This window comes from Neisseria sp. HMSC070A01 (assembly GCF_001810165.1).
Classification (GTDB): domain Bacteria; phylum Pseudomonadota; class Gammaproteobacteria; order Burkholderiales; family Neisseriaceae; genus Neisseria.
In genome coordinates this window covers 22,639-44,317 of the sequence record NZ_KV800116.1, presented here as the reverse complement: position 1 = coordinate 44,317, position 21,679 = coordinate 22,639, and the positions used below count along the sequence as shown (strand labels likewise).

The window sequence follows — 21,679 nt, the reverse complement described above, 5'->3', positions numbered from 1 at the left end:
CAGCCTAAAAGCCCCAAAACCGCACTATCAATTAACCCCTATTGGCAAACAAATGGGTCAACTACCAATTGACCCCAAAGTCAGCTGAATACTGATTGCTGCACAACAAAATGACTGCATGGCAGAAATATTGGTGATCGCGTACGCGCTGTCGATTCAAGATCCACGCGAGCGGCCGCTAGAGGCGCGCGAGGAGGCAGCCAAAGCACACGAGCGTTTTACCGACAAGCAGTCTGATTTCCTTGCCTACCTGAACATTTGGGACAGCTTCCAGCGCGAGTGCGACAAAGACTTATCCAACAAGCAGTTGGTGCAGTGGTGCCGCCAATATTTCCTGTCGCACCTGCGGATGCGTAAGTCGCGCGCGATTGAAATGGGTTTAACCACCAAGGAAGCCGCTTTCAGACGACCTCCCGAAGTCAGGCAACTTTTATTGTGAACTTCCCATTATGAAAAAATCCCTTTTCGTTCTCTTTCTGTATTCGTCTTTGCTGACTGCCAGCGAAATTGCCTATCGCTTTGTATTTGGGATTGAAACCCTGCCGGCTGCGAAAATGGCGGAAACGTTTGCGCTGACATTTGTGATTGCTGCGCTGTATCTGTTTGCGCGTTATAAGGCAACGCGTTTGCTGATTGCGTTGTTTTTTGCGCTCAGCATCATTGCCAACAATGTGCATTACGCGGTTTATCAAAGTTGGATGACGGGCATCAATTATTGGCTGATGCTGAAAGAGGTTACCGAAGTCGGCAGCGCGGGCGCGTCGATGTTGGATAAGTTGTGGCTGCCTGTGGTGTGGGGCGTGTTGGAAGTCGTGCTGTTTTGCAGCCTTGCCAAGTTCCGCCGTAAGACGCATTTTTCTGCCGATATTGTATTTATTGCGGCGATGTTGCTGATTTTTGGACGTTCATTCAGTACAACGCAGGAACACGGTATTTCGCCTAAGCCGACATACAGCCGCGTCAAAGCCAATTATTTCAGCTTCGGCTATTTTGTCGGGCGCGTATTGCCGTATCAGTTGTTTGATTTAAGCAAGATTCCTGTGTTCAAACAGTCTGCGCCAAGCAAAATCGGGCAGGGCAGTGTTCAAAATATCGTTTTGATTATGGGTGAAAGCGAAAGCGCGGCGCATTTGAAATTGTTTGGCTACGGGCGTGAAACTTCGCCGTTTTTGACCCAGCTGTCGCAAGCCGAATTTAAGCCGATTGTGAAACAAAGCTATTCCGCCGCTTTGATGACGGCTGTGTCCCTGCCCAGCTTTTTTAATGCGATACCGCATGCCAACGGCTACGAACAAATCAGCAGCGGCGATACCAATATGTTCCGCCTCGCCAAAGAGCAGGGCTATGAAACGTATTTTTACAGCGCGCAGGCGGAAAACGAGATGGCGATTTTGAACTTAATCGGTAAAAAGTGGATCGACCATCTGATTCAGCCGACCCAACTCGGTTACCGCAACGGCGACAATATGCCCGACGATAAACTGTTGCCCCTGTTCGACAAAATCAATTTGCAGCAGGGCAAGCATTTTATTGTGTTGCACCAACGCGGTTCGCACGTCCCATACGGCGCATTGTTGCAGCCTCAAGATAAAGTATTCGGCGAAGCCAGTATTGTGGATAAGTACGACAACACCATCCACAAAACCGACCAAATGATTCAAACCGTATTCGAGCAGCTGCAAAAGCAGCCTGACGGCAACTGGCTGTTTGCCTATACCTCCGATCATGGCCAGTATGTGCGCCAAGATACCTACAATCAAGGCACGGTGCAGCCTGACAGCTATCTTGTGCCGCTGGTGTTGTACAGCCCGGATAAGGCCGTGCAACAGACTGCCAACCAAGCTTTTGCACCTTGCGAGATTGCCTTCCATCAGCAGCTTTCAACGTTCCTGATTCACACGCTGGGCTACGATATGCCGGTTTCAGGTTGTAGCGAAGGCTCGGTAACGGGCAACCTGATTACAGGCGATGCAGGCAGCTTGAACATTCGCGACGGCAAGGCGGAATATGTTTATCCGCAATAAGCGGCGTGCAAACCAATAAAGACAAATTAAGATGATGTCGGGGAAAATGCCCGACCGACAAGACTATGCAAAATATGAAAAACCAAGTACGCGGATCAGGTATGGATGCCCGATCCAACCCAGCCAATGTTTCAGACGGCCTGCAAAACAGTTCGGGCCATATCGGTGCCAACACGCGCTACCGCTTAACCAAACTCGGCGAACAAATGGCGCGCCTGCCTATCGACCCGAAAATCGCGCGTATTTTGCTGGCGGCGAAGAAGCACGACTGCATGGCGGAAATATTGGTAATTGCGTCCGCGCTGTCGATTCAAGACCCGCGCGAGCGGCCGTTGGAAGCGCGCGATGCCGCGGCCAAGGCGCATGAACGCTTTACCGACAAGCAATCCGACTTCCTTGCCTATCTGAATATTTGGGACAGCTTCCAGCGCGAGCGCGACAAAGGCTTGTCCAACAAGCAGCTGGTGCAATGGTGCCGCCAATATTTCCTGTCGCACCTGCGGATGCGCGAATGGCGCGAGCTGCACCACCAGCTTGCCCAAACCGCGATTGAAATGGGCTTGACCACCAAAGAAGCCGCGTTTAGACAACCTCCTTCCCAAGAACAATTAAGGCCGTCTGAAAGTCAAGGCGACCAAGATTTGGCGGCCAAACTCAAACAAAAACAACTGGACAAGAAACAACACCGCGCCCAAATCCGCGCCGCAAAAGAAGCCGGCTACGAACAAATCCACCGCGCCCTGCTGACCGGCCTTATCGCCAACGTCGGCATGAAGTCGCCCGACGGCAACGACTACACCGGCGCGCGCGGCAGCCGTTTCCACCTGTTCCCCGCCTCAGCCCTGTTCAAAGCCAAACCCAAATGGGTGATGGCGGCAGAATTGGTTGAGACCACGCGCCTTTACGCGCGCGACGTCGCCGTTATCCAGCCCGAATGGATAGAGCAGGAAGCGCCGCACCTTGTCCGCTACCATTATTTCGAGCCGCACTGGGAACAAAAACGCGGCGAAGTCGTCGCCAGCGAACGCGTAACGCTTTACGGCCTGACCGTATTGCCGCGCCGTCCCGTGTCTTACGGCAAAGTTGCGCCTGAAGAAGCGCGTGAAATCTTTATCCGCGGCGCATTGGTGGCGCAGGAAAGCAATCTTCAGACGGCCTTTTTTGCACACAATAAAAAGCTGATTAAAGAAATTACCGAACTCGAACACAAATCGCGCAAGCAAGACGTATTGGTCGACGACGAAGCACTGTTTGCGTTTTATAACGAACGCCTGCCCGAGCTGGTGTGGAAAGACGAGAAAGGCGGCGTTTGGGGAAGCGAAGAGGGCGGACAAACCCAGTCGGACAAGACAACCGGACAAAACGGACAAGCAAACCAGCGCAACGCAGGGCGTGTGGAGCAAGCCGCGCACGCGGATTCCAAAGATGCGTCCAACCGCGAGCGCGAACCGAGTTCACACACCCTACAAAATGTTTCAGACGACCCCAAACCCAAAAAGCAGCCCATATCCCCAAAAGGCCGTCTGAAACCCCTACCCCTTGCCGATATCCGCACCTTTGAAGCCTGGCTCAAAACCGCCGAGCGCGACAATCCGCGCCTGCTGTTCCTTAGCCGCGACGATCTGATGCAACACGCCGCCGCACACATCACCGAAGAGCAGTTCCCCAAATTTTGGCAAACCGCAGACGGCAAGTTCAAACTTTCCTACCGCTTCGAGCCGCACCATCCGCTCGACGGCGTGACCATAACCGTGCCACTGACCGTCCTCAACCGCCTGCACGCGCCGTCGCTCGAATGGCTGGTACCCGGTATGTTGCGCGAAAAAATCCAGCTGCTGATTAAAGCCCTGCCGAAGCAAATCCGCCGCATTTGCGTGCCCGTACCCGATTTCATCACCAAATTCCTCGAAAGCAATCCCGACCGCCAAGCGGCCATCATTCCCCAGTTGGCGCACTTTATCGCCAAAAGCGCCGGCGATATGCGGATTCTCGAGCAAATCGACCAAGACGCATGGGCGGTGCAAGAATTGCCCGAACACTGCTATCTGAATCTGCGCATTATCGACGACGGCGGACAAGAACTCGCCGGCGGCCGCAAACTGCATGAGTTGCAGCAACAACTCGGCCAAGCCGCCGCCGTTACCTTCCGCGACAACACCCAAGAATTCGAGCGCGACAACGTTACCGCATGGGACATCGGCACCCTGCCTGAATCCATCAAATTCGCCCGCGGCAAACAACAGCTCACCGGCTACCTCGGCCTGCAAAAAGAAAAAGACGGCCGCATCGCCCTGCGCCTGTTCGACACGTCCGCCGCCGCAGAGCAGGCACACCGTCAAGGCGTGATCGAATTGATGAAGCTGCAATTAAAAGAGCAGGTAAAAGATTTGAACAAAGGCATCCAAGGCTTTACCCAAGCCGCCATGCTGCTCAAACACATCAACGCCGACACCCTGCGCGACGACCTCACCCAAGCCGTCTGCGACCGCGCCTTTATCGGCGAAGATGAGCTGCCGCGCAACGAAAAAGCCTTTAAAGAGCAAATCAAACGCGCCCGCAGCCGCCTGCCCGCCGTCAAAGAAGCCCTCAGCCGCTACTTGCAGGAAACCGCCGCCGCCTACGCCGAACTCAACGGCAAACTCGGCAAACACCCATTGACCCACCTTCTAAGACTACGCCTGCAAACCCTGCTTGCCCCCGGCTTTGCCAGTCATACCCCATGGGCACAATGGCCGCGCCTCCCCATCTACCTCAAAGCCATGACCCTGCGCCTCGAAAAATACAGCGGCAACCCCGCCCGCGACGCAGCCCGCGAAGCCGATATACAGGAATTGGAACAAATGTGGCTGGAAAAAACAGATAGCTTGGTGAAACAAGGACAACCCATTTCAGACGACCTCGCCGCGTTTAAATGGATGATTGAAGAATTGGGAGTGTCGCTGTTCGCGCAGGAATTGAAGACACCTTATCCGGTGTCGGTGAAGAGGTTGTTGAAGGAGTGGGAGGGAATTAAATAAAGGATAAAAAAGCCGTCTGAAAATTTTCAGACGGCTTTAGGCATATAAAGAAATTACACTACTGATCTTTTAGGTTTTCACTCAATTCTGCTACGAATTTTTCACTCTGATCTAACTGTAGATTTTCTTTAGACTCCTTTTCATCAATATCGTTAATAGATTCCTCTTCAAGACTATTTTTTGCTACAAGCTCCTCTTTACTACGTTCCCATTCATTTTTATATATTTCATAAAAGCTTGGACAAATGGGAGTACTATCTGCTGCATAAAGCTTGACTTCTGGAATTTCGATCTTATAAAAATTTAAAAATTCTTTCAAGAAATTTTGTAATTCTTCATGGTCCTGTTTATATCGCACACCTAAAAGATTATTCTGAGCATTTACAAGCTCTTCATAGTCTTTATTCCTAAAAACATCAATTACTAATACTGGATATAAGTTACCATCAGCAACACCTTTGAAGCATTGCATTTCTGCTAACCTTATTTTCCGTTCAAATTTAGTAAGTTTTTTATTTTGACACGCATCTAGCAACAAAATACCTAAACCTGGAGAAATAGTTAGTGTGTCAATTGATGAGTTCTTAGATATTCGGAAACCTGAATCAATCCCCTTCCCTAAAAAATCAAATTTATTAGGGTGCAGATCAGCCTGTTCTTCCATTTCCTCCGAAACCAAATCGTTGTTTCCACTCAAGGAGTCGGTAGCAGAATCTTCAGCAGATATTGGCATAATACTACTATTAGGAGTGGGAAATGAGGCAACCCATGCATTTCCTTTCGTATTAAGATTAAATTGTTGTATAACCTCTCCGAATTGTTGTAATGTTTGTATGAAAGCCTCAATACAAACTGACACATGATGTACGCTTTCTATTTTACAGCAAAATAAGATTTCATCACCTACAGTTTTCCAAAGTTTAGGAGAACCTGATTCTAACTCTTCATCGGATAAGCCGGCAGACTGTCCTATTTGCTGATAAAGTTCTGACAATTTTCTTGGAAATGTTCCATAAAACTGCTGAAAGGCCTTTAGCCATTCCAGTGGACTACTCTTACTATGTTTAAATGCGGTCGAACCCGTTAAATCAACTGATAAAAACAATCGGACTCTATATGCAGGAACCTCATAAGATGTAGATTCCTGTATTGTAGGTTTTACACTTTCATGGGGAGTCATAAAAATCCTAAATTACAACAAGCCAAGTGATTTGGCTCGAATATTTACTGCAGATGTACTAACCTGAAACTCTAGCTCAGCATCTACTGTTCCTTTTTTATATATTTGCTTAAATTTTTCTTCTGGCATTAATAAAGAAGCTGCAAACCAATTAGCTTCTCTTTCAGCAACTTGTTGATCCTTGTCATCTAAATCTACATATCTAGTAGCCCTAAAAATTTCATTATTTCCCATCTTTTCCCGAACATTAGGGTAATGTAAAAAAAAGTGACCTAATTCATGGGCAATTGTGAATCTATCCCTTTCAATGGATGTGAAAGGGGAAATAAATATTTCAAATTTAGCATCCTTATCCACCAAAATTGAGCCACTGTGCACATCTTCTTGGCTAGTATGCCCAATAGAAATTTTCCCTCCTAATTTTTTTACTAGTACAAAAAGGTCGTCTGTATAGTTGAATTGCAGTTTAGTCGATATTTCTTGCGCAAACTCTTCCACTCTCTTTTTTTTCGCATATAGAGGTATTGGGTTTGTATACATTGTGTGATTCATAATATAGTCCAACCTAGCAGTAAAATCGGGCATTATAATGCCCGATTTTACTGCTAGGTTGGACTTTCTTCAATTAATTTGTTTCAAATTAAGTGAGTGTAGCACGCACGCAGTCTTTTTTAAAAATGTTCTTTCCAACTAAACCAAAGGCCGTCTGAAAGTATTCCCCAACTTTCAGACGGCCTTTTTATATTCATATCCCTGTTTCATATCCCTGTTTATTTTTCCAACCGTGCAATCAGTTCGTCGGCCAAGTCTAGATAAGCCTGGGTGCCTTTGGCGTGGGCGTCGTAGGCGAGGGCGGGGAGGCCGTGGCTGGGGGCTTCGGCGAGGCGGATGTTGCGGGGGATGACGGTATCGAAGAGCAGGTTGCCGAAGTGTTGTTTGAGCTGTTCGCTGACTTCGACGACGAGGCGGCTGCGGCTGTCGTACATGGTGCGGACGATGCCGGTTACGTCGAGGTCGGGGTTGATGGCTTGGCGGATTTTGCGGACGGTGGCCACGAGGTCGGAAATGCCTTCGAGGGCGTAGTATTCGCAAAGCATGGGGACGATGACGCCGTTGGCGGCGACCAGGCCGTTGAGGGTGAGCAGGGTCAGGGACGGGGGGCAGTCGATGAGGACGTAGTCGTAGTTGTCGGCAACGAGCTGCAGGGCGTTTTTGAGGCGGATTTCGCGTGCGATTTCTTGGACGAGTTCGACTTCTGCGCCGGCCAGTGTGCGGTTGGCACCCAATACGTCGTAGCCGCCTTCTTTGCTGCGGACGACGGCGTTGGGGATGTCGGTTTCGCCGAGGACGACTTGGTAAACGCCGTTTTCGATGGTGGCTTTGTTGATGCCGCTGCCTGTGGTGGCGTTGCCTTGGGGGTCGAGGTCGACGACGAGGACGCGGCGGCCTTTGGAGGCCAGGGAGGCGGCTAGGTTGACGGTGGTGGTGGTTTTGCCGACTCCGCCTTTTTGGTTGGCGACGGCGAGGATTTGTGCGCTCATTTGCTTTGCTGTCGTGTTAAGTGTGGATGGCTGGATTGTACCGTTATTCGGTATGCTTGGGTTGTTTTCAGACGGCCTTTTTGCGGATGATGACGATATGGCGTTCGGCATTGAGTTGGGGGACGTGCAATGCTTCGACTTTTTCGACGGCGACGCTTTCGGGCAGTTTGTCGATTTCTTCTTGCGGGTATACGCCTTTCATGGCCGCCCAGTAGCCGCCGTCTTTGAGGAGGTGCTCGGTCCAGTTGACGAAGTCGGCGAGTTCGGCAAAGGCGCGGCTGGTGATGACGTCGGTGCGGCAGTCGGCGGCGGCTTCTACGCGGCCGCTGATGACGCGGACGTTTTTAAGGCCGAGTTCGATGACGGCTTGTTGCAGAAAGGCGGTTTTTTTGGTGTTGGCATCGAGGAGGGTGATGTCGAGGTCGGGGCGGCAGATGGCGGTGGGTATACCGGGCTGTCCGCCGCCGGAGCCGACGTCGAGCATGGTTTGCGCGTGTTCGATATAGGACAAGAGGGTCAGGCTGTCGAGCAGGTGGTGGCTGACGGTTTGGGCGGGATCGCGCAGGGCGGTCAGGTTGTAGGTTTTGTTCCACTTTTGCAGCAGGGCGGCATAGTCTAGCAGTTTGGCCTGTTTGGCTTCGTCGATGTCCAAACCCAGTGCCTGTATGCCGTCGCGGAGCTGTTGCGCCTGATTCATTTGTTATTCCTTATTGGTTAAAACGCGTTGGATGTAATGGTAACGGAAAGCATGCCGTCTGAAAATGTTTGTGCTTGTTGAATCAACGTTTCATCTTGTGAAAGACGATGGGCTGCTCCGGTGCGCGTGTGAGTTGTTTGGGCAGGGTCAGCATGGCGATGATCCATACGGAGAGGGTGTAGTAAAACACGCCTTGCCCGCGCATACCGGCCAATGCGGCATTGCCTAAGATGGCTTCAAAAATCAAGCCTGCCGCCGCCGAGGCACACGCTGCGACACCGGCAAGGAAGATGGCGTAACGCGAATGCCGGCGCATCATTTTTTTATACGCCAGCTTGGTCAGCCCGCCGGCAATCGGCAGATTGAGGAAGGCAAACATGCCGCAGACAAACCATGCGACGGAATCCTGCCAGCCGCTTTGCCATGCCCATGCGCCGTCTTTGACCGTGACCAGCAGGCCTTGGCCGTCTGAAAAGGCGATTTGCACGATATTGTGCAATATCATCGCCAGCGACAGGGTGAGGAACATCAGTGCGACCAATAGGGGGCGGTAGGGTTTTTCTTGTGTCAGATACATGGCGGTTTGCCTTGTTGTGGGATAAGTCGAAATGATAGCAGATTGGCGGTTGATTCACGTTTGTTAGCGCTGAAATTGCTGACAAAAACGGTCAATTAAAAAAGAAATGAAAAATTCTTTTTTCTTGGTAAACCTTGGCGGATAAAGGGTAAGAAAACGTTTTCAGACGGCCTAATCTCTTATTTTTATATGAACCGAACAGAAAATCTTTGCATTTCTCCGTAAAATCTACTAAATTCTCAATAACATATTATAAAGACCTGAAATCTGGAACCCAAACCGAAACTGCCTCCCGCCCTTTACGCTCGGAAACTCAGCAGGCAAAAAAGTTTCACACACAACAAAAACAAAACAATTCCTCTGAAATCAGTTGTTTATAATGATAGATAACCACAAGGCAAACCATGCCTGACTTTAGTAGGAGTAAAACCATGGCTGAAGCAACCGATGTCGTATTAGTAGGCGGCGGCATTATGAGCGCCACTTTGGGCGTATTGCTCAAGGAGCTCGAACCATCTTGGGAAATTACCCTGATCGAACGCTTGGAAGATGTAGCGTTGGAATCATCAAATGCATGGAACAACGCCGGTACGGGACACTCTGCCCTGTGCGAATTGAACTATGCCCCCCTGACTGCCGACGGTACGATCGATCCGACCCGCGCCCTCAATATTGCCGAACAATTCCACATCAGCCGCCAGTTTTGGGCGAGTTTGGTCGAGGAAGGCAAACTGGCCGACCGCTCTTTCATCAATTCCGTCCCCCACATGTCGCTGGTGATGAACGCCGATCATTGCGATTATCTGCAAAAACGTTTCGACGTGTTCAAAAACCAAAAACTCTTCGAAAAAATGGAGTTTTCTACCGACCGCGCCAAAATCGCCGAATGGGCGCCGCTGGTCATCAACGGCCGCGATGAAAACCAATCTATCGCCGCCAACTACTCCGCCGAAGGTACAGACGTCGATTTCGGCAGCCTGACCCGCCAGATGGTCAAATACTTGAGCGACAAAGGCGTAAAAATCAAATTCAACCGCCATGTCGACGACCTCAACCGCGAATCGGACGGCGCATGGGTGCTGAAAACCAGCAGCACTAAAGACGATGACGACCCGTTGACACTCCGCACCCGTTTCGTCTTCCTCGGCGCAGGCGGCGGCGCACTGACCCTGCTGCAAAAATCCGGTATCCCCGAAGGCAAAGGCTACGGCGGCTTTCCGGTTTCCGGCCTCTTCTTCCGCAACAGCAATCCCGAAACGGCCGCGCAACACAACGCCAAAGTGTACGGCCAAGCCTCCGTCGGCGCGCCCCCAATGTCCGTTCCGCACTTGGATACCCGCAACGTCGACGGCCAACGCCATTTGATGTTCGGCCCGTATGCAGGCTTCCGCCCCAACTTCCTCAAACAAGGCTCGCTCATGGATTTGCCGATGTCCATCCACATGGACAACCTCTACCCCATGCTCCGCGCCGGTTGGGCTAATATGCCGCTGACCAAATACCTCTTGGGCGAATTGCGTAAAACCAAAGAAGAACGCTTCACTTCGCTCTTAGAGTATTATCCGGAAGCCAATCCTGACGATTGGGAACTGATTACCGCCGGTCAGCGCGTACAAATCATCAAAAAAGACCCGAAAAAAGGCGGCGTACTCCAATTCGGTACCGAAATCGTCGCCCATGCCGATGGCTCGCTGGCCGCATTGCTGGGTGCGTCCCCAGGCGCATCAACCGCCGTACCTTTGATGATTAAGCTGATCAACCAATGCTTCCCAGGTCATACCGAATCATGGTCAGGCCGTCTGAAAGAATTGGTGCCCGGCTACGGTATCAAGCTGAACGACAATCCGACTTTGGCGGACGAAATCATCAGCCACAACGCGACCGTTTTGGGCATTCATCACTAATTGAAGCAGACACAAAGGCGGGCATTCTTGCCCGCCTTTTTTCAAACCATTAAAATAGCGGCATTCAGGCCGTCTGAATCTAATCTGCGGCAGCATGTTGCACGATTCAAACCCGAAAATCAGCCCCAATAGAAAAACGCCATGACCGATATTCTCAACAAAATCCTTGCCACCAAAGCAGAAGAAGTGGCCGCCCAAAAAGCCGCCGTTTCCTTGGAAGACATCAAAGCCCAAGCGCAGGCAGCTGCGCCGGTTCGCAGCTTTATCGGCTCGATCCGTGCAAAACACGCGCAGAACCTGCCCGCCATTATTGCCGAAGTCAAAAAAGCCAGCCCAAGCAAAGGCCTGATCCGTCCTGATTTTCATCCTGCCGAAATCGCCGCCGCCTATGAAAAAGCCGGCGCGGCCTGTTTGTCCGTGTTGACGGACGAACCTTACTTCCAAGGCTCGCCCGAGTATCTGAAACAGGCGCGTGCGGCTGTGGCGCTGCCGGTCTTGCGTAAAGATTTCATCATTGACGAATACCAAATTTATCAGGCGCGCGCGTGGGGTGCGGATGCGATTCTTCTGATTGCCGCCGCATTGGAAGCCGAGCAGCTTGAGCGTTTTGAAGCCGTCGCCCACGAATTGGGCATGACCGTATTGTTGGAATTGCACGATGCGTCCGAGCTGGAAAAATGCCGCAACATGACCACGCCGTTGTGGGGCGTCAACAACCGCAACCTGCGTACGTTTGAAGTGACCCTGCAACAAACCCTCGACCTCTTGCCTGAGTTGAGCGGCAAAACCGTTGTAACCGAAAGCGGCATCCGCAACAAAGAAGACGTCGATTTCATGCGCGGCCACGGCGTGCATACTTTCCTGATCGGCGAAACCTTTATGCGTGCCGACGATATTGAAGCAGAAGTCAAAAAACTGTTCTAAACCCTAAAAAACATCAGGCCGTCTGAATTTTCAGACGGCCTGAGACCTTTGCAAAAATAGTCTGTTAACGAAATTTGACGCATAAAAATGCGCCAAAAAATTTTCAATTGCCTAAAACCTTCCTAATATTAAGCAAAAAGTAGGAAAAAATCAGAAAAGTTTTGCATTTTGAAAATGAGATTGAGCATAAAATTTTAGTAACCTATGTTAGTGCAAAAGTCTCGGCCTGAATCCATTGGAGACGAGAAAAAATGTTTACTGTACAGCGCATTTACGCCTATCAACCCGATTCTAAACAAACCACCGTCTTTATCGACCGCCTCTATCCGCGCGGCGTCCGCAAAGAGGTTTTTGCCACTGCACTTTGGCTGAAAGACATTACACCCAGTGCAAACCTGCGCCGCTGGTATCACGAAAATCCGGCTCAAAATTTTGACGGTTTTGTCAGCCGTTATCATGAAGAGCTGCAAGGCGATGCCGAGCAGGCCGCCATCAAGCGGCTGCTGGATTTGGAGCGGCAACACGGCAATATCCTGCTGCTGACCGCCGTCAAAGACCCCCGACATTCCCACGTCTCCGCACTGGCTCAATTTTTGGGTGCAACGTTTGAATATCGCGATTAAAAAACAGTATTTGCACCGGATACAAAAAGGCCGTCTGAAAACAAGGTTTCAGACGGCCTGCTATTTTCAAATCAAGAAGGATAACGGTGTGCCACCAATTTTCCGTCTATGTATTCGCCGATATAGACTTGCGAGGCTTCAAGGTGGAGGCGGTCGAGTTCTTGTTGCAGCCACTCTTCATCACGCTTAATGATTTCGAGGATGTCGGGGTCGACTTGGCCGTCTGTAATCAGTGGATAGCGCAGGCTTTCGTCGCCGTACTTAATGACGGCGAGCTGGCCGTTTTGTTCCATCACGGCACGTTTGACGGCAGAGATTTCGTAGATGCCGGCGGCGCGGAGTTTGAACATGAGGTCGTGTGCGCTGATGCCGTTTTTCATGCATTCATCGGTTTGGATTTTGCCGTTGACGATAACCCAGACGGATTTGCCGTCAATGATGGATTTGACCCAGCGGTTGTGGTTTTTGATGAATTTCAGGCTCAAGACCAACAGCGTCCACAAAATCAGCACGAGGAAAAATTGCAACAGGCCGACGCTGTCGCTGTAAATCACGCCACCGATGATGCCGCCGAGTACATAGTTTTGCACTTGGTCCATGGCGGAGGTCGGCGCGAGGTTGCCTTTGCCTAAGAGGTTGATTTGCAAAATCAAACCTAAAATACCCATCAGCAGTTTGAGGGCGAGCAGGGAGTATGCTTCCATGTGTGTGTATCCTGTTATTCTTTATCGATGAGTTCGATATTGTTGTTGACCAAATTGATGGGCGTCAGCGTGTAGGCGGAGAAGTCTTGATTGAAATGGACTTCGTAGTATTGGTTTTTGATGCCGATAATCATGCCGTTGAACAGACGCGTGCTGTTGACGATGATGTCTTGTTTTTCAACTTTTTGGTTTTCAATCAAGGCATTGAGAAAACCCACCATGCGCGAAGTATCGGCGGCAAAGTTTTGACGCTCGCTGTACGAAAGATATTGCGTGCCGCAGATGAGGATGAGCAACAACAGCGCAATAATGCTCAGGTCGCGGTATTTGGTATCCATGCGGTGGCGCAGGTATTGCGATACGGCGAGCAGGAGGATGACGAGGGCGGCGAAAATCAGGATGTATTTCAAGTAGTCGTTGAAATACATATGATTTTCAAGATAAAAGTGAGAAAAGAATTTCATGGTATTTGATAAATTTGGGAAGGGTAATAAGGCCGTCTGAAACTTAAATTTCAGACGGCCTCGTCTATTAAACAAGGATGTTGCGTCAAGTTTTCAAAATAGGGTGTTTTTAAAGCGGTATCAGTTGATAAATCCGTCGTCTTTCATTTTCTTTTCGGCAAAATACTGGCTGATCACCAGCAAGCTGGCCAGAATGATAATGAAAAGACCGGCCATGGTCAGGGAGATTATGATTCTACTCTTTATTGTTCAACTGCGGCAATACGGAACCTTCGCCCAAGGACAACAAACCGCTTTGCGAGTAAATACCCAGTTTGGCGCGGGTGTCGGTGATGTCGAGGTTGCGCATGGTCAGTTGGCCGATGCGGTCGAGCGGGGTGAATGCGGCGTCTTCAACTTTTTCCATGCTCAGGCGTTCGGGTTGGTAGGTCAGGTTGGGCGATTCGGTGTTCAGAATCGAGTAGTCGTTGCCGCGGCGCAGTTCGAGGGTAACTTCGCCGGTGATGGCTTTGGCGACCCAGCGTTGGGCGGTTTCGCGCAACATGAGGGCTTGGCTGTCAAACCAGCGGCCTTGGTAGAGCAGGCGGCCGAGGCGCAGGCCGTTGATGCGGTATTGTTCGATGGTGTCTTCGTTGTGGATACCGGTTACCAAGCGTTCGTAGGCGATGTGGAATAATGCCATGCCCGGGGCTTCGTAGATGCCGCGCGATTTGGCCTCGATGATGCGGTTTTCGATTTGGTCGCTCATGCCCAAACCGTGGCGTCCGCCGATGCGGTTGGCTTCGAGGAAGAGTTCGACGGGGTCGGCGTATTCTTTGCCGTTCAATGCAACCGGCACGCCTTCTTCAAAGCGCACGCTGACTTCTTCGGGTTTGACTTCGACGTTTTCGTCCCAGAAGGCAACGCCCATGATGGGTTTGACGATTTTGATGCCGCTGTTGAGGAACTCCAAGTCTTTGGCTTCGTGGGTGGCACCCAGCATATTGGAGTCGGTAGAGTAGGCTTTTTCAACCGACATTTTGTAGTTGAAGCCGTTGGCAATCAGAAATTCGCTCATTTCGTGACGGCCGCCGAGTTCGTCGATAAATTGTTGGTCGAGCCAAGGTTTGTAGATTTTCAGCGCGGGATTGGTCAAGAGGCCGTAGCGGTAGAAACGCTCGATGTCGTTGCCTTTGTAGGTGCTGCCGTCGCCCCAGATATTCACATCGTCTTCTTTCATGGCGGAAACGAGCATGGTGCCGGTAACGGCACGGCCCAAAGGCGTGGTGTTGAAATAGGCGATGCCGCCGGTGGAAACGTGGAACGCGCCGCATTGGATGGCGGCGATGCCTTCGTGTGCCAACTGCGCGCGGCAGTCGATTAAGCGGGCGTTTTCTGCGCCGTATTCCATCGCTTTTTTAGGAATGGCGTTGTAGTCGTCTTCGTCGGGCTGGCCGAGGTTGGCAGTGTAGGCATAAGGCAGCGCGCCTTTGAGTTTCATCCACAACAGCGCGGCGGAGGTATCGAGGCCGCCGGAGAAGGCGATGCCGACTTTTTGGCCGATGGGGAGATTTTGTAAAATGGTATGGTTTTGGCTCATGGGAATTTCTCCAGACTTGAAAAGTTGAAACCATTATCTTATAAATGGAATACATTGTCAGCAATAGGCCGTCTGAATGTTCGAAGGCCGCATTAAAGAAACCTCATCATGAACGCTTTTAACCTCATCATCATCGGCGACGAAATCCTGCACGGCAGCCGCCAAGACAAGCATTTCGCCTTTTTCAAATCTTTATTGGAATCGCACGGGCTGAAACTCAATCAGGTGCAATACCTGCCTGACGAGCCCGATTTGCTGGTCAAACAACTGCGCCGCAGCTTTTCAGACGGCCTGCCGACTTTCGTTACCGGCGGCATCGGCTCTACGCCTGACGACCACACGCGCCAAGCCGCCGCGGCTGCTTTGGATTTGCCCGTCGTCCGTCATCCTGAAGCCGCCAAGTTTATCGAAGGCGTAACCCTGAAACGCGGCGAGCCGCTTGATTCGCCGGAACACGCCCAACGCCTGAAAATGGCGGATTTTCCCGAAGGCGCGGAATTGGTGCCCAATCCGTTTAACAACATCGCCGGATTTTCCATCCGCGGGCATTATTTCTTCCCCGGCTTCCCCGTGATGGCGCACCCGATGGCCGAATGGGTATTGGAGACTTATTACGCCGACCGCTTCAACCAAACCGAACGCGGCAGCCGCAGCGTGTATGTGTTCGACCAACCCGAATCGCGCATTACGCCGATTATGGAACATCTTGAACATACCTACGCCGGTATCCGTTCGTACAGTCTGCCCACCGTGGGCCGTACCGCTTCAGACGGCCGTTATATTCCGCCGCATATCGAGTTCGGCATCAAAGCGGAAGGCGAGGCCTGCCGCTTGCTGGATGCTGCGTGGGAAGATGCGTTGCAGGGCTTGCAGGCGATTGGCGCGACTTTGAAAGAAACGGTGGAATAATGCACTTATCCCCAGCCCAATCCAGACGCGCACTGACTTTTGCCTCTTTGCTGTTTTTGCCGCCGACCCTCATCATCGGCATTTGGCTGGCGCAATATGGCGGCTTTGCTTTCGAGCCGCCGCTGATGCACGCTGTCCATGCCCATGCGGGCACATGGTTTGATCCGATTGCCACCGTGTTGCACTATCTGGGCAAAACCGCGATTGCCGTGCCGCTGATCGGCGCGGTTGCCGCCGCCCTATATTTCACCAATAAGAAGCGTGAAGCACTGTTTTGCGTGTTGGCGGCATTGGTGCCGACTTTGAACATGCTGATTGTGAAGGTATGGTTTGCCCGCGAACGTCCGCTGCTTTGGCCGCGTCTGGTTGAAGAGAGCAATTTTTCCTTCCCCAGCGGCCACAGTACGTTTTCCGCCGCCATTGCCGTCATGCTGATATTGCTTTGCCGCCGCACGCGCTACCGCCGCGCCGCTTGGGTGGCCGGTATTGCCTTTGCCCTGTTGACCGGGTTCTCACGCATTTATTTGGGCGTGCATTATCCCACCGACGTTTGGGCAGGCTGGACAAACGGCACGCTGACGGCCTTGTTGGTGTATATGCTTATCTTCAGGCCGTCTGAAAAATAGAAGAAATAAATCATGAATACACGTTCACCCAACACACCTTATTGGCTCAGAAACGGCCATGCCGATACCCTGTTTGCCAAACTGCTGCAAGGCAAGGCGCCCGACTACCGCCGCGAGCTTCTGCCCGACAGCACCGGCAAAACCCAAGTTGCCTACGATTTTGTCGACAGCGCCGACCCCGATGCGCCGCTGGTGGTTTTGTTCCACGGACTGGAAGGCAGCAGCGAGAGCCATTACGCGGTCGAATTGATGAAAGCCGTACAGCAGCGCGGTTGGAACGGCGTGGTCGCCCATTTCCGCAGTTGCGGCGGCATCGCAAACACCGCGCCCGTGTTCTACCACCTCGGCGATACGACTGAAATCGCCTTTATGCTCAACACGCTGGCGCAACGCTATTCAACCATTTACGCCGTCGGCGTTTCTTTGGGGGGCAATGCCTTGGCCAAGTATTTGGGCGAGCAGGGCAGCAATGCCGTTCCGCGTGCTTCTGCCGTCGTTTCCGCGCCGGTCGATGCCGTGGCGGCCGGTACGCGTTTTGACCAAGGCATGACGCGACTGATTTACACGCGTTATTTTTTGAATTCGCTGCTGCCGAAAGCCCGAGCGATTCCTCAGTTTCAGACGGCCTTGAGCCGGCAAAACTGCAAAACGCTTGGCGATTTTGACGACCGCTTTACCGCGCCGTTACACGGTTTTGCCGACCGCCACGATTACTACCGCCGCAATTCCTGCAAGCCGTTTCTGAAAGGCGTGGATACGCCGTTGCTGCTGCTCAATGCCGTCAACGACCCCTTCCTGCCGCCGGAAGCCCTGCCGACCGGGCGGGATGTGTCCTCGGCCGTTACGCTGCTGCAACTGGCATACGGCGGTCATGTCGGCTTTGTCAGTCGCGATCGGGGTCGTCTGAATCTGCAATGGCTGCCGCAAACGGTGTTGGACTATTTCAAGCAGTATCAGCCGTAAATGAAAAAGGACATATATGCGACACACCCTTAGAGTGTAGAAAGTAAAAAGGCCGTCTGAAAACAAGTTTCAGACGGCCTTTTGAATGGCTTGATTATTTGCCTTTGTTGTCGGCTTTGGCTTCTTTTTTCAGAGAAGCGTACAACTCAGGGTCGCGGTTTTTCAGCAAGGACGCAACGGCCAAGTCGTCACGGTTTACTTTAGCCAAATCGACGCGCTCGATGTGTACCAAACGCAGCAATTCGCGTACAGGCTTAGGCATATTGCGGCCGGATTCGTAACGGGAACCACCGGATTGAGTCACACCGATGCGGCTCCAGAAGTCCATTTGGTTCAGGCCGAGTTTTTTACGGATATCGCGGATGTTTTCAATTTTTTCGAACGATTTCATGAATCTTCCTTATTGTGGTATTTGTTGCATGCCTCTAGGCATAAAAATGGGTCTGCAAGAATGCCGGCATCCCTTTCCTGTAGGCTTTGGGGTGATATGTGGGCGTATTGCAAATGACTGATCTAGATAATTAGACAGTATATTCGAAAGAAGTTTTCTGCTGTCTGCCATAATTTGTGTAAATATTTCTTAATTCATTATTTCGTATAATTTTTAGCATATAAATCATCAAATTATGCGATTATCTTAAATATGGCGTAAGTAAATTTTTACATAATTAAACAATTCAATTTGGGTAAAAACTTAATTTCGAGTTTTTATTCGGTTTTCTGGGTTGAGAATGCGAATAAATTTCAGGCCGTCTGAATCTGTATTTTCAGACGGCCTGAAGGTTTTTTCAAGGTTAAGGCTTACCGCTGGCAGGGCTGACGGTGAGGATTTCGTAGCCGGTTTCGGTAACCAAAACTTCGTGTTCCCATTGGGCGGAGAGGGAGCGGTCTTTGGTGACCACTGTCCAACCATCGTTCAGGATGCGCAGATGGCGTTTGCCTTGGTTGATCATCGGCTCAATGGTGAAAATCATGCCCGGTTTGAGGACGAGACCCTCGCCTTTGCGGCCGTAGTGGACTACTTGAGGCGCTTCGTGGAAACCGCGGCCGATGCCGTGTCCGCAGAATTCTTGCACGACGGAGTAGCCGGCATTTTCGGCAACCTGTTGGCAGGCATAGCCGACGTCGCCGAGGGTGGCACCAGGTTTGACCGCTTCGATACCCGCCATCATGGAGGCGTGGGTTACGTCGATTAGGCGTTGGGCAATCGGGGAGACTTTGCCGACGGTAAACATACGGCTGGAATCGCCATGGAAGCCGTCTTTTTTAATGGTCAGGTCGATGTTGACGATGTCGCCTTCTTTCAGCGGCTTGTCATCGGGAATACCGTGGCAGATAACGTGGTTGACGGAGGTGCAGCAGGATTTCGGGTAAGGCGGGTTGCCGTAGTTGAGGGGGGCCGGATAACCGCCTTGAACGTTGACGTGGTAGTCGTAAACGAGTTTGTCGATTTCGTTGGTGGTGACGCCGGGTTTGACGAATTGGCCGATGTAATCGAGGGCTTCGGCGACCAAGCGGCCGAGTTCGCGCATTTTTTCGATTTCTTCGGGGGTTTTGATGATGACTTTGTCCATGAGGTTTCCTTCTTGTTTCAGACGGCATGGGGGCCGTCTGAACGGGACGGGTGTGCCGTCTGTTTAAAACAGGTTGTCGAGATTGTCTTTGTTGCGCGGTTTGGCTTGTGGTTTGGCCTCAGGCTCGGCTTTGGGAGTCGGTTTGGACTCGGGGGCTTTGGCTTTTGCCGGTTTGCTGTCTGCGGCTTTGTTTGCTACCGGTTGGCTGTCTGCTTGAGGTGTGTTTTGAGCGGCAGGGCTGCTGTTGTCGGATTGTGCTTTTTCTGATTTGTCGGTTTCGGCGCGTTTGTTTTCTGTGCGTTTGCCGCGGCGTGCGGCAGGACGGTCGTTTTTTGCACCTTCTTCGGCGTTGTCGCTTTTTTCGGTTTGGGGAACAACCGGGTTGCCGGAGGCGGTTTTTGCGTCGCCGTCTTTGGCAGGCTGAACGGTTTCAGGTTCGACAGTGCCGTTGGGGCGCCAAACTTCAATGCGTGTATCGGTTTGTTCGGCAGGGCTTTTTTCGGGTACGTCGGTTTTGCCGGAGTTTAGGGTGCTGAATACGCCGGCAACAAGGGCTGCGACGGCGATAAAGCTGACAAGGAATAAAGCGCGGATTAAGTGTTTGGGTTTAAGTTGGAAAGGGGCTTTATTATTTTTTGACATGATGGGTCAGGTAATAGTTGGTGGGATGGCCGTCTGAATGTTCAGACGGCCCTGAATTGCCTGTGAATCAGTTGGCAACGTAGTTTTGATAGAGGGTAACGACTTTTTGTACGCCGACGGTCGTGCTGACTTTTTGGGTCACGCGGGCTTGTTCGTCGGGCGTGAGGATACCCATGACATAGGTCACGTTGCCGTAAGTCACGATTTTGACACGCGCCTGGGTGGCCGGGCTGAGGCCCAACAGGGCGGCGCGGACTTTGGATGTGCCCCAGGTGTCGTTGGTCACATCGCCGAGCGAACGCGCTTGCGAGGCAACGGTGATGTAGTTGTACACGCCTTCTGCGGCTTGTTCGGAACGGGCGATGCGTTCAACAAATTGTTTTTCGCCTTCGGTAGCCACTTGGCCGAGCAGGAGCAGGTGGCGGTTGTAGCCGACAACGTTCAGTTTGGGCGTGTAGCCTTGGACTTGGTTGTTTTGGCGCAGGTAGGAGCGTGCGGTGGTTTCGACGCGCAGGGCCATAACGTTGTCGTCGGTTTGCGCGCCGGTGGTGCGGCGGTCGACGGCGGATTTGGTGCCGACGGCTGCACCGCCGATCAGTGCGCCGACGCAGCCGCTCAGACTCAGGCTCAAAAGGGTCGCAGTCAGAACGGGGAGGGCGTAGCGTTTGATATTCTTCATATCCTTTTCCTTGGGTATGGACGGTTGGGTGTTCAGACGGCCTTTAAGGGATGGGCTGTCTGAAAAGAAAGGGTTACATGCCTTCAAGCAGGACGGAGTCGATGCAGTCGCATATGGCGTGAATCAGCAAAATATGGTTTTCCTGAATGCGGGCAGTACGCGGATAAGGGACGTTGAGCAAAACGTCGGTATCTTTGAGCATGGCGGCGATTTTTCCGCCGTCGCGGCCGGTCATGGCGATGACGTGCATGTCGCGTTCGTGTGCCGCTTTGATGGCTTCGATGACGTTGGCGGAATTGCCGGAGGTGGAGATGCCGACCAATACGTCGCCGGCACGTCCGAGCGCGCGCACTTGTTTGCTGAATACGTGGTCGAAACCGTAGTCGTTGCCGATGGCGGTCAGGGCGGAAGTGTCCGTTGTCAGCGCGACAGCGGCCAATTCCATGCGCTCTTTTTCAAAACGGCCGGTCATTTCGGCGGCGAAGTGTTGCGCGTCGGCAGCCGAACCGCCGTTGCCGCAGGCCAGGATTTTGCCGTCGTTCATCAGGCATTGCAGCATCAGCTCGGCGGCCTGTGCGGTCGGCTCGACCAGTACTTTTTCAGCTTCCTGCTTGGCGCGGATGCTCTCGGCAAAATGTGCGGAAACGCGTTCTTGTAATGTTGTCATGAGGTTAACCTGTAATATTTTGAATCCATTCGGGCGGGCCGTCGCCCTCGATCAGTACCGCGTCCAGGCGGCAGGGCGCATGGTTTAACCCGTGCTTTTGCAGATAATACTCTACACTTCGTTGCAATTTCAATAATTTGGACGGCGAGATGCTGTATGCGGCACCACCGAAACCTCGGTTTTTGCGGTATTTTACTTCAACAAACACAATCGTACCGCCGTTTTTGACGATTAAATCGATTTCGCCGTAGGCACAATGCCAGTTCCGAGCCAGCAGCGAGCAGCCTTTGGCCTGTAGGAACGCCAGTGCCGCATCTTCGGCCGCCGCCCCCTGTTTGTGGTTTAAGCGCATGAAAAGTTTACCCGTTATATAATTATTGTTTTT

General features: G+C 51.8%; 22 protein-coding genes and 1 pseudogene. 9 read left to right on the top strand and 14 right to left on the bottom strand.

Annotated elements, in window-relative coordinates; all coding sequences use genetic code 11:
* Positions 1-52: 52 nt before the first annotated feature.
* From HMPREF2711_RS00880 to HMPREF2711_RS00870, 3 genes and pseudogenes are all read left to right on the top strand, one after another.
* Positions 53-430, top strand: a pseudogene (locus tag HMPREF2711_RS00880) (ATP-dependent helicase); the annotation flags it as partial.
* A 16-nt stretch (positions 431-446) separates the two neighbouring features.
* Positions 447-2,024 (top strand): phosphoethanolamine transferase, encoded by a 1,578-nt coding sequence (locus tag HMPREF2711_RS00875; RefSeq protein WP_172884837.1) that lies wholly within the window; start codon positions 447-449, stop codon positions 2,022-2,024.
* A gap of 101 nt (positions 2,025-2,125) precedes the next feature.
* A complete protein-coding gene (locus HMPREF2711_RS00870) occupies positions 2,126-5,041 on the top strand; it encodes a DUF3418 domain-containing protein (protein WP_070615227.1) in 2,916 nt (971 codons plus the stop codon).
* 58 nt (positions 5,042-5,099) lie between these two features.
* Here HMPREF2711_RS00870 and HMPREF2711_RS00865 read toward each other — a convergent pair whose 3' ends face one another.
* From HMPREF2711_RS00865 to HMPREF2711_RS00845, 5 genes are all read right to left on the bottom strand, one after another.
* On the bottom strand, positions 5,100-6,221 hold the full coding sequence (locus HMPREF2711_RS00865) for a hypothetical protein (RefSeq protein WP_003749356.1): 1,122 nt from the start codon (positions 6,219-6,221) through the stop codon (positions 5,100-5,102).
* Between the two features lie 12 nt (positions 6,222-6,233).
* Positions 6,234-6,761, bottom strand: a complete 528-nt coding sequence (locus HMPREF2711_RS00860; protein WP_168162751.1) for an ImmA/IrrE family metallo-endopeptidase — start codon at positions 6,759-6,761, stop codon at positions 6,234-6,236.
* A gap of 230 nt (positions 6,762-6,991) precedes the next feature.
* Positions 6,992-7,762, bottom strand: a complete 771-nt coding sequence (locus HMPREF2711_RS00855) for a ParA family protein (protein ID WP_003681348.1) — start codon at positions 7,760-7,762, stop codon at positions 6,992-6,994.
* Between the two features lie 67 nt (positions 7,763-7,829).
* Positions 7,830-8,459: a 16S rRNA (guanine(527)-N(7))-methyltransferase RsmG gene (gene rsmG / locus HMPREF2711_RS00850; RefSeq protein ID WP_003749361.1), complete on the bottom strand. Its 630-nt coding sequence runs from the start codon at positions 8,457-8,459 to the stop codon at positions 7,830-7,832.
* An 82-nt stretch (positions 8,460-8,541) separates the two neighbouring features.
* The gene (locus HMPREF2711_RS00845) at positions 8,542-9,036 is read right to left on the bottom strand and encodes a hypothetical protein (protein WP_070615198.1); all 495 of its coding nucleotides are present in this window, start codon (positions 9,034-9,036) and stop codon (positions 8,542-8,544) included.
* Between the two features lie 431 nt (positions 9,037-9,467).
* Here HMPREF2711_RS00845 and HMPREF2711_RS00840 point away from each other — a divergent pair, with 431 nt between their 5' ends.
* From HMPREF2711_RS00840 to HMPREF2711_RS00830, 3 genes are all read left to right on the top strand, one after another.
* Positions 9,468-10,940, top strand: a complete 1,473-nt coding sequence (locus HMPREF2711_RS00840) for a malate:quinone oxidoreductase (RefSeq protein WP_070615196.1) — start codon at positions 9,468-9,470, stop codon at positions 10,938-10,940.
* Between the two features lie 141 nt (positions 10,941-11,081).
* The gene (gene trpC, locus HMPREF2711_RS00835; protein ID WP_070615194.1) at positions 11,082-11,864 is read left to right on the top strand and encodes an indole-3-glycerol phosphate synthase TrpC; all 783 of its coding nucleotides are present in this window, start codon (positions 11,082-11,084) and stop codon (positions 11,862-11,864) included.
* A 251-nt stretch (positions 11,865-12,115) separates the two neighbouring features.
* Entirely contained in the window at positions 12,116-12,487 is a 372-nt protein-coding gene (locus HMPREF2711_RS00830) for a DUF488 domain-containing protein (protein ID WP_070615191.1), read from the top strand.
* Between the two features lie 71 nt (positions 12,488-12,558).
* On the opposite strand, the gene HMPREF2711_RS00825 is transcribed toward HMPREF2711_RS00830, so the two are convergent.
* From HMPREF2711_RS00825 to argG, 3 genes are all read right to left on the bottom strand, one after another.
* Positions 12,559-13,191 carry a DUF421 domain-containing protein gene (locus tag HMPREF2711_RS00825; protein ID WP_049336846.1) on the bottom strand — a complete coding sequence of 211 codons (633 nt, stop codon included), beginning with the start codon at positions 13,189-13,191 and terminating at the stop codon, positions 12,559-12,561.
* 14 nt (positions 13,192-13,205) lie between these two features.
* Positions 13,206-13,655, bottom strand: a complete 450-nt coding sequence (locus HMPREF2711_RS00820; protein WP_036493644.1) for a DUF3290 domain-containing protein — start codon at positions 13,653-13,655, stop codon at positions 13,206-13,208.
* Between the two features lie 235 nt (positions 13,656-13,890).
* A complete protein-coding gene (gene argG / locus HMPREF2711_RS00815; RefSeq protein ID WP_070583756.1) occupies positions 13,891-15,234 on the bottom strand; it encodes an argininosuccinate synthase in 1,344 nt (447 codons plus the stop codon).
* A gap of 108 nt (positions 15,235-15,342) precedes the next feature.
* Here argG and HMPREF2711_RS00810 point away from each other — a divergent pair, with 108 nt between their 5' ends.
* Genes HMPREF2711_RS00810 through HMPREF2711_RS00800 form a run of 3 tightly spaced genes read left to right on the top strand, consistent with a single transcriptional unit; the run spans position 15,343 to position 17,732 of the window.
* Positions 15,343-16,143, top strand: a complete 801-nt coding sequence (locus tag HMPREF2711_RS00810) for a competence/damage-inducible protein A (protein ID WP_003749379.1) — start codon at positions 15,343-15,345, stop codon at positions 16,141-16,143.
* Positions 16,143-16,769, top strand: coding sequence for a phosphatase PAP2 family protein (locus HMPREF2711_RS00805; RefSeq protein WP_070615188.1), 627 nt, complete (start codon positions 16,143-16,145; stop codon positions 16,767-16,769). The genes HMPREF2711_RS00810 and HMPREF2711_RS00805 overlap by 1 nt, the downstream gene beginning before the upstream one ends.
* Positions 16,770-16,781: 12 nt before the next feature.
* On the top strand, positions 16,782-17,732 hold the full coding sequence (locus HMPREF2711_RS00800; protein ID WP_070615185.1) for a YheT family hydrolase: 951 nt from the start codon (positions 16,782-16,784) through the stop codon (positions 17,730-17,732).
* Between the two features lie 94 nt (positions 17,733-17,826).
* Here the strand turns inward: HMPREF2711_RS00800 and HMPREF2711_RS00795 are convergent, their stop codons facing one another.
* The 6 genes from HMPREF2711_RS00795 to HMPREF2711_RS00770 form a co-directional block, all read right to left on the bottom strand.
* Entirely contained in the window at positions 17,827-18,123 is a 297-nt protein-coding gene (locus tag HMPREF2711_RS00795) for a helix-turn-helix domain-containing protein (protein ID WP_003680641.1), read from the bottom strand.
* A gap of 403 nt (positions 18,124-18,526) precedes the next feature.
* Positions 18,527-19,306 carry a type I methionyl aminopeptidase gene (gene map / locus HMPREF2711_RS00790; protein WP_003749385.1) on the bottom strand — a complete coding sequence of 260 codons (780 nt, stop codon included), beginning with the start codon at positions 19,304-19,306 and terminating at the stop codon, positions 18,527-18,529.
* A 63-nt stretch (positions 19,307-19,369) separates the two neighbouring features.
* Positions 19,370-19,948, bottom strand: a complete 579-nt coding sequence (locus HMPREF2711_RS00785; protein WP_070615181.1) for a hypothetical protein — start codon at positions 19,946-19,948, stop codon at positions 19,370-19,372.
* Between the two features lie 67 nt (positions 19,949-20,015).
* On the bottom strand, positions 20,016-20,627 hold the full coding sequence (locus HMPREF2711_RS00780; RefSeq protein WP_070615178.1) for a BON domain-containing protein: 612 nt from the start codon (positions 20,625-20,627) through the stop codon (positions 20,016-20,018).
* A gap of 73 nt (positions 20,628-20,700) precedes the next feature.
* Positions 20,701-21,294 (bottom strand): phosphoheptose isomerase, encoded by a 594-nt coding sequence (locus tag HMPREF2711_RS00775; protein ID WP_070615175.1) that lies wholly within the window; start codon positions 21,292-21,294, stop codon positions 20,701-20,703.
* Between the two features lie 4 nt (positions 21,295-21,298).
* On the bottom strand, positions 21,299-21,646 hold the full coding sequence (locus HMPREF2711_RS00770) for a YraN family protein (protein ID WP_049359336.1): 348 nt from the start codon (positions 21,644-21,646) through the stop codon (positions 21,299-21,301).
* Positions 21,647-21,679 lie beyond the last annotated feature (33 nt).

Excerpts from the sequence above, each read along its gene's own strand:
- HMPREF2711_RS00870 (WP_070615227.1), top strand. The coding sequence starts at position 2,126 with ATGGATGCCCGATCCAACCCAGCCAATGTTTCAGACGGCCTGCAAAAC.
- HMPREF2711_RS00865 (WP_003749356.1), bottom strand. The coding sequence starts at position 6,221 with ATGACTCCCCATGAAAGTGTAAAACCTACAATACAGGAATCTACATCT.
- HMPREF2711_RS00860 (WP_168162751.1), bottom strand. The coding sequence starts at position 6,761 with ATGTATACAAACCCAATACCTCTATATGCGAAAAAAAAGAGAGTGGAA.
- HMPREF2711_RS00855 (WP_003681348.1), bottom strand. The coding sequence starts at position 7,762 with ATGAGCGCACAAATCCTCGCCGTCGCCAACCAAAAAGGCGGAGTCGGC.
- rsmG (WP_003749361.1), bottom strand. The coding sequence starts at position 8,459 with ATGAATCAGGCGCAACAGCTCCGCGACGGCATACAGGCACTGGGTTTG.
- HMPREF2711_RS00845 (WP_070615198.1), bottom strand. The coding sequence starts at position 9,036 with ATGTATCTGACACAAGAAAAACCCTACCGCCCCCTATTGGTCGCACTG.
- HMPREF2711_RS00840 (WP_070615196.1), top strand. The coding sequence starts at position 9,468 with ATGGCTGAAGCAACCGATGTCGTATTAGTAGGCGGCGGCATTATGAGC.
- trpC (WP_070615194.1), top strand. The coding sequence starts at position 11,082 with ATGACCGATATTCTCAACAAAATCCTTGCCACCAAAGCAGAAGAAGTG.
- HMPREF2711_RS00830 (WP_070615191.1), top strand. The coding sequence starts at position 12,116 with ATGTTTACTGTACAGCGCATTTACGCCTATCAACCCGATTCTAAACAA.
- HMPREF2711_RS00825 (WP_049336846.1), bottom strand. The coding sequence starts at position 13,191 with ATGGAAGCATACTCCCTGCTCGCCCTCAAACTGCTGATGGGTATTTTA.
- HMPREF2711_RS00820 (WP_036493644.1), bottom strand. The coding sequence starts at position 13,655 with ATGAAATTCTTTTCTCACTTTTATCTTGAAAATCATATGTATTTCAAC.
- argG (WP_070583756.1), bottom strand. The coding sequence starts at position 15,234 with ATGAGCCAAAACCATACCATTTTACAAAATCTCCCCATCGGCCAAAAA.
- HMPREF2711_RS00810 (WP_003749379.1), top strand. The coding sequence starts at position 15,343 with ATGAACGCTTTTAACCTCATCATCATCGGCGACGAAATCCTGCACGGC.
- HMPREF2711_RS00805 (WP_070615188.1), top strand. The coding sequence starts at position 16,143 with ATGCACTTATCCCCAGCCCAATCCAGACGCGCACTGACTTTTGCCTCT.
- HMPREF2711_RS00800 (WP_070615185.1), top strand. The coding sequence starts at position 16,782 with ATGAATACACGTTCACCCAACACACCTTATTGGCTCAGAAACGGCCAT.
- HMPREF2711_RS00795 (WP_003680641.1), bottom strand. The coding sequence starts at position 18,123 with ATGAAATCGTTCGAAAAAATTGAAAACATCCGCGATATCCGTAAAAAA.
- map (WP_003749385.1), bottom strand. The coding sequence starts at position 19,306 with ATGGACAAAGTCATCATCAAAACCCCCGAAGAAATCGAAAAAATGCGC.
- HMPREF2711_RS00785 (WP_070615181.1), bottom strand. The coding sequence starts at position 19,948 with ATGTCAAAAAATAATAAAGCCCCTTTCCAACTTAAACCCAAACACTTA.
- HMPREF2711_RS00780 (WP_070615178.1), bottom strand. The coding sequence starts at position 20,627 with ATGAAGAATATCAAACGCTACGCCCTCCCCGTTCTGACTGCGACCCTT.
- HMPREF2711_RS00775 (WP_070615175.1), bottom strand. The coding sequence starts at position 21,294 with ATGACAACATTACAAGAACGCGTTTCCGCACATTTTGCCGAGAGCATC.
- HMPREF2711_RS00770 (WP_049359336.1), bottom strand. The coding sequence starts at position 21,646 with ATGCGCTTAAACCACAAACAGGGGGCGGCGGCCGAAGATGCGGCACTG.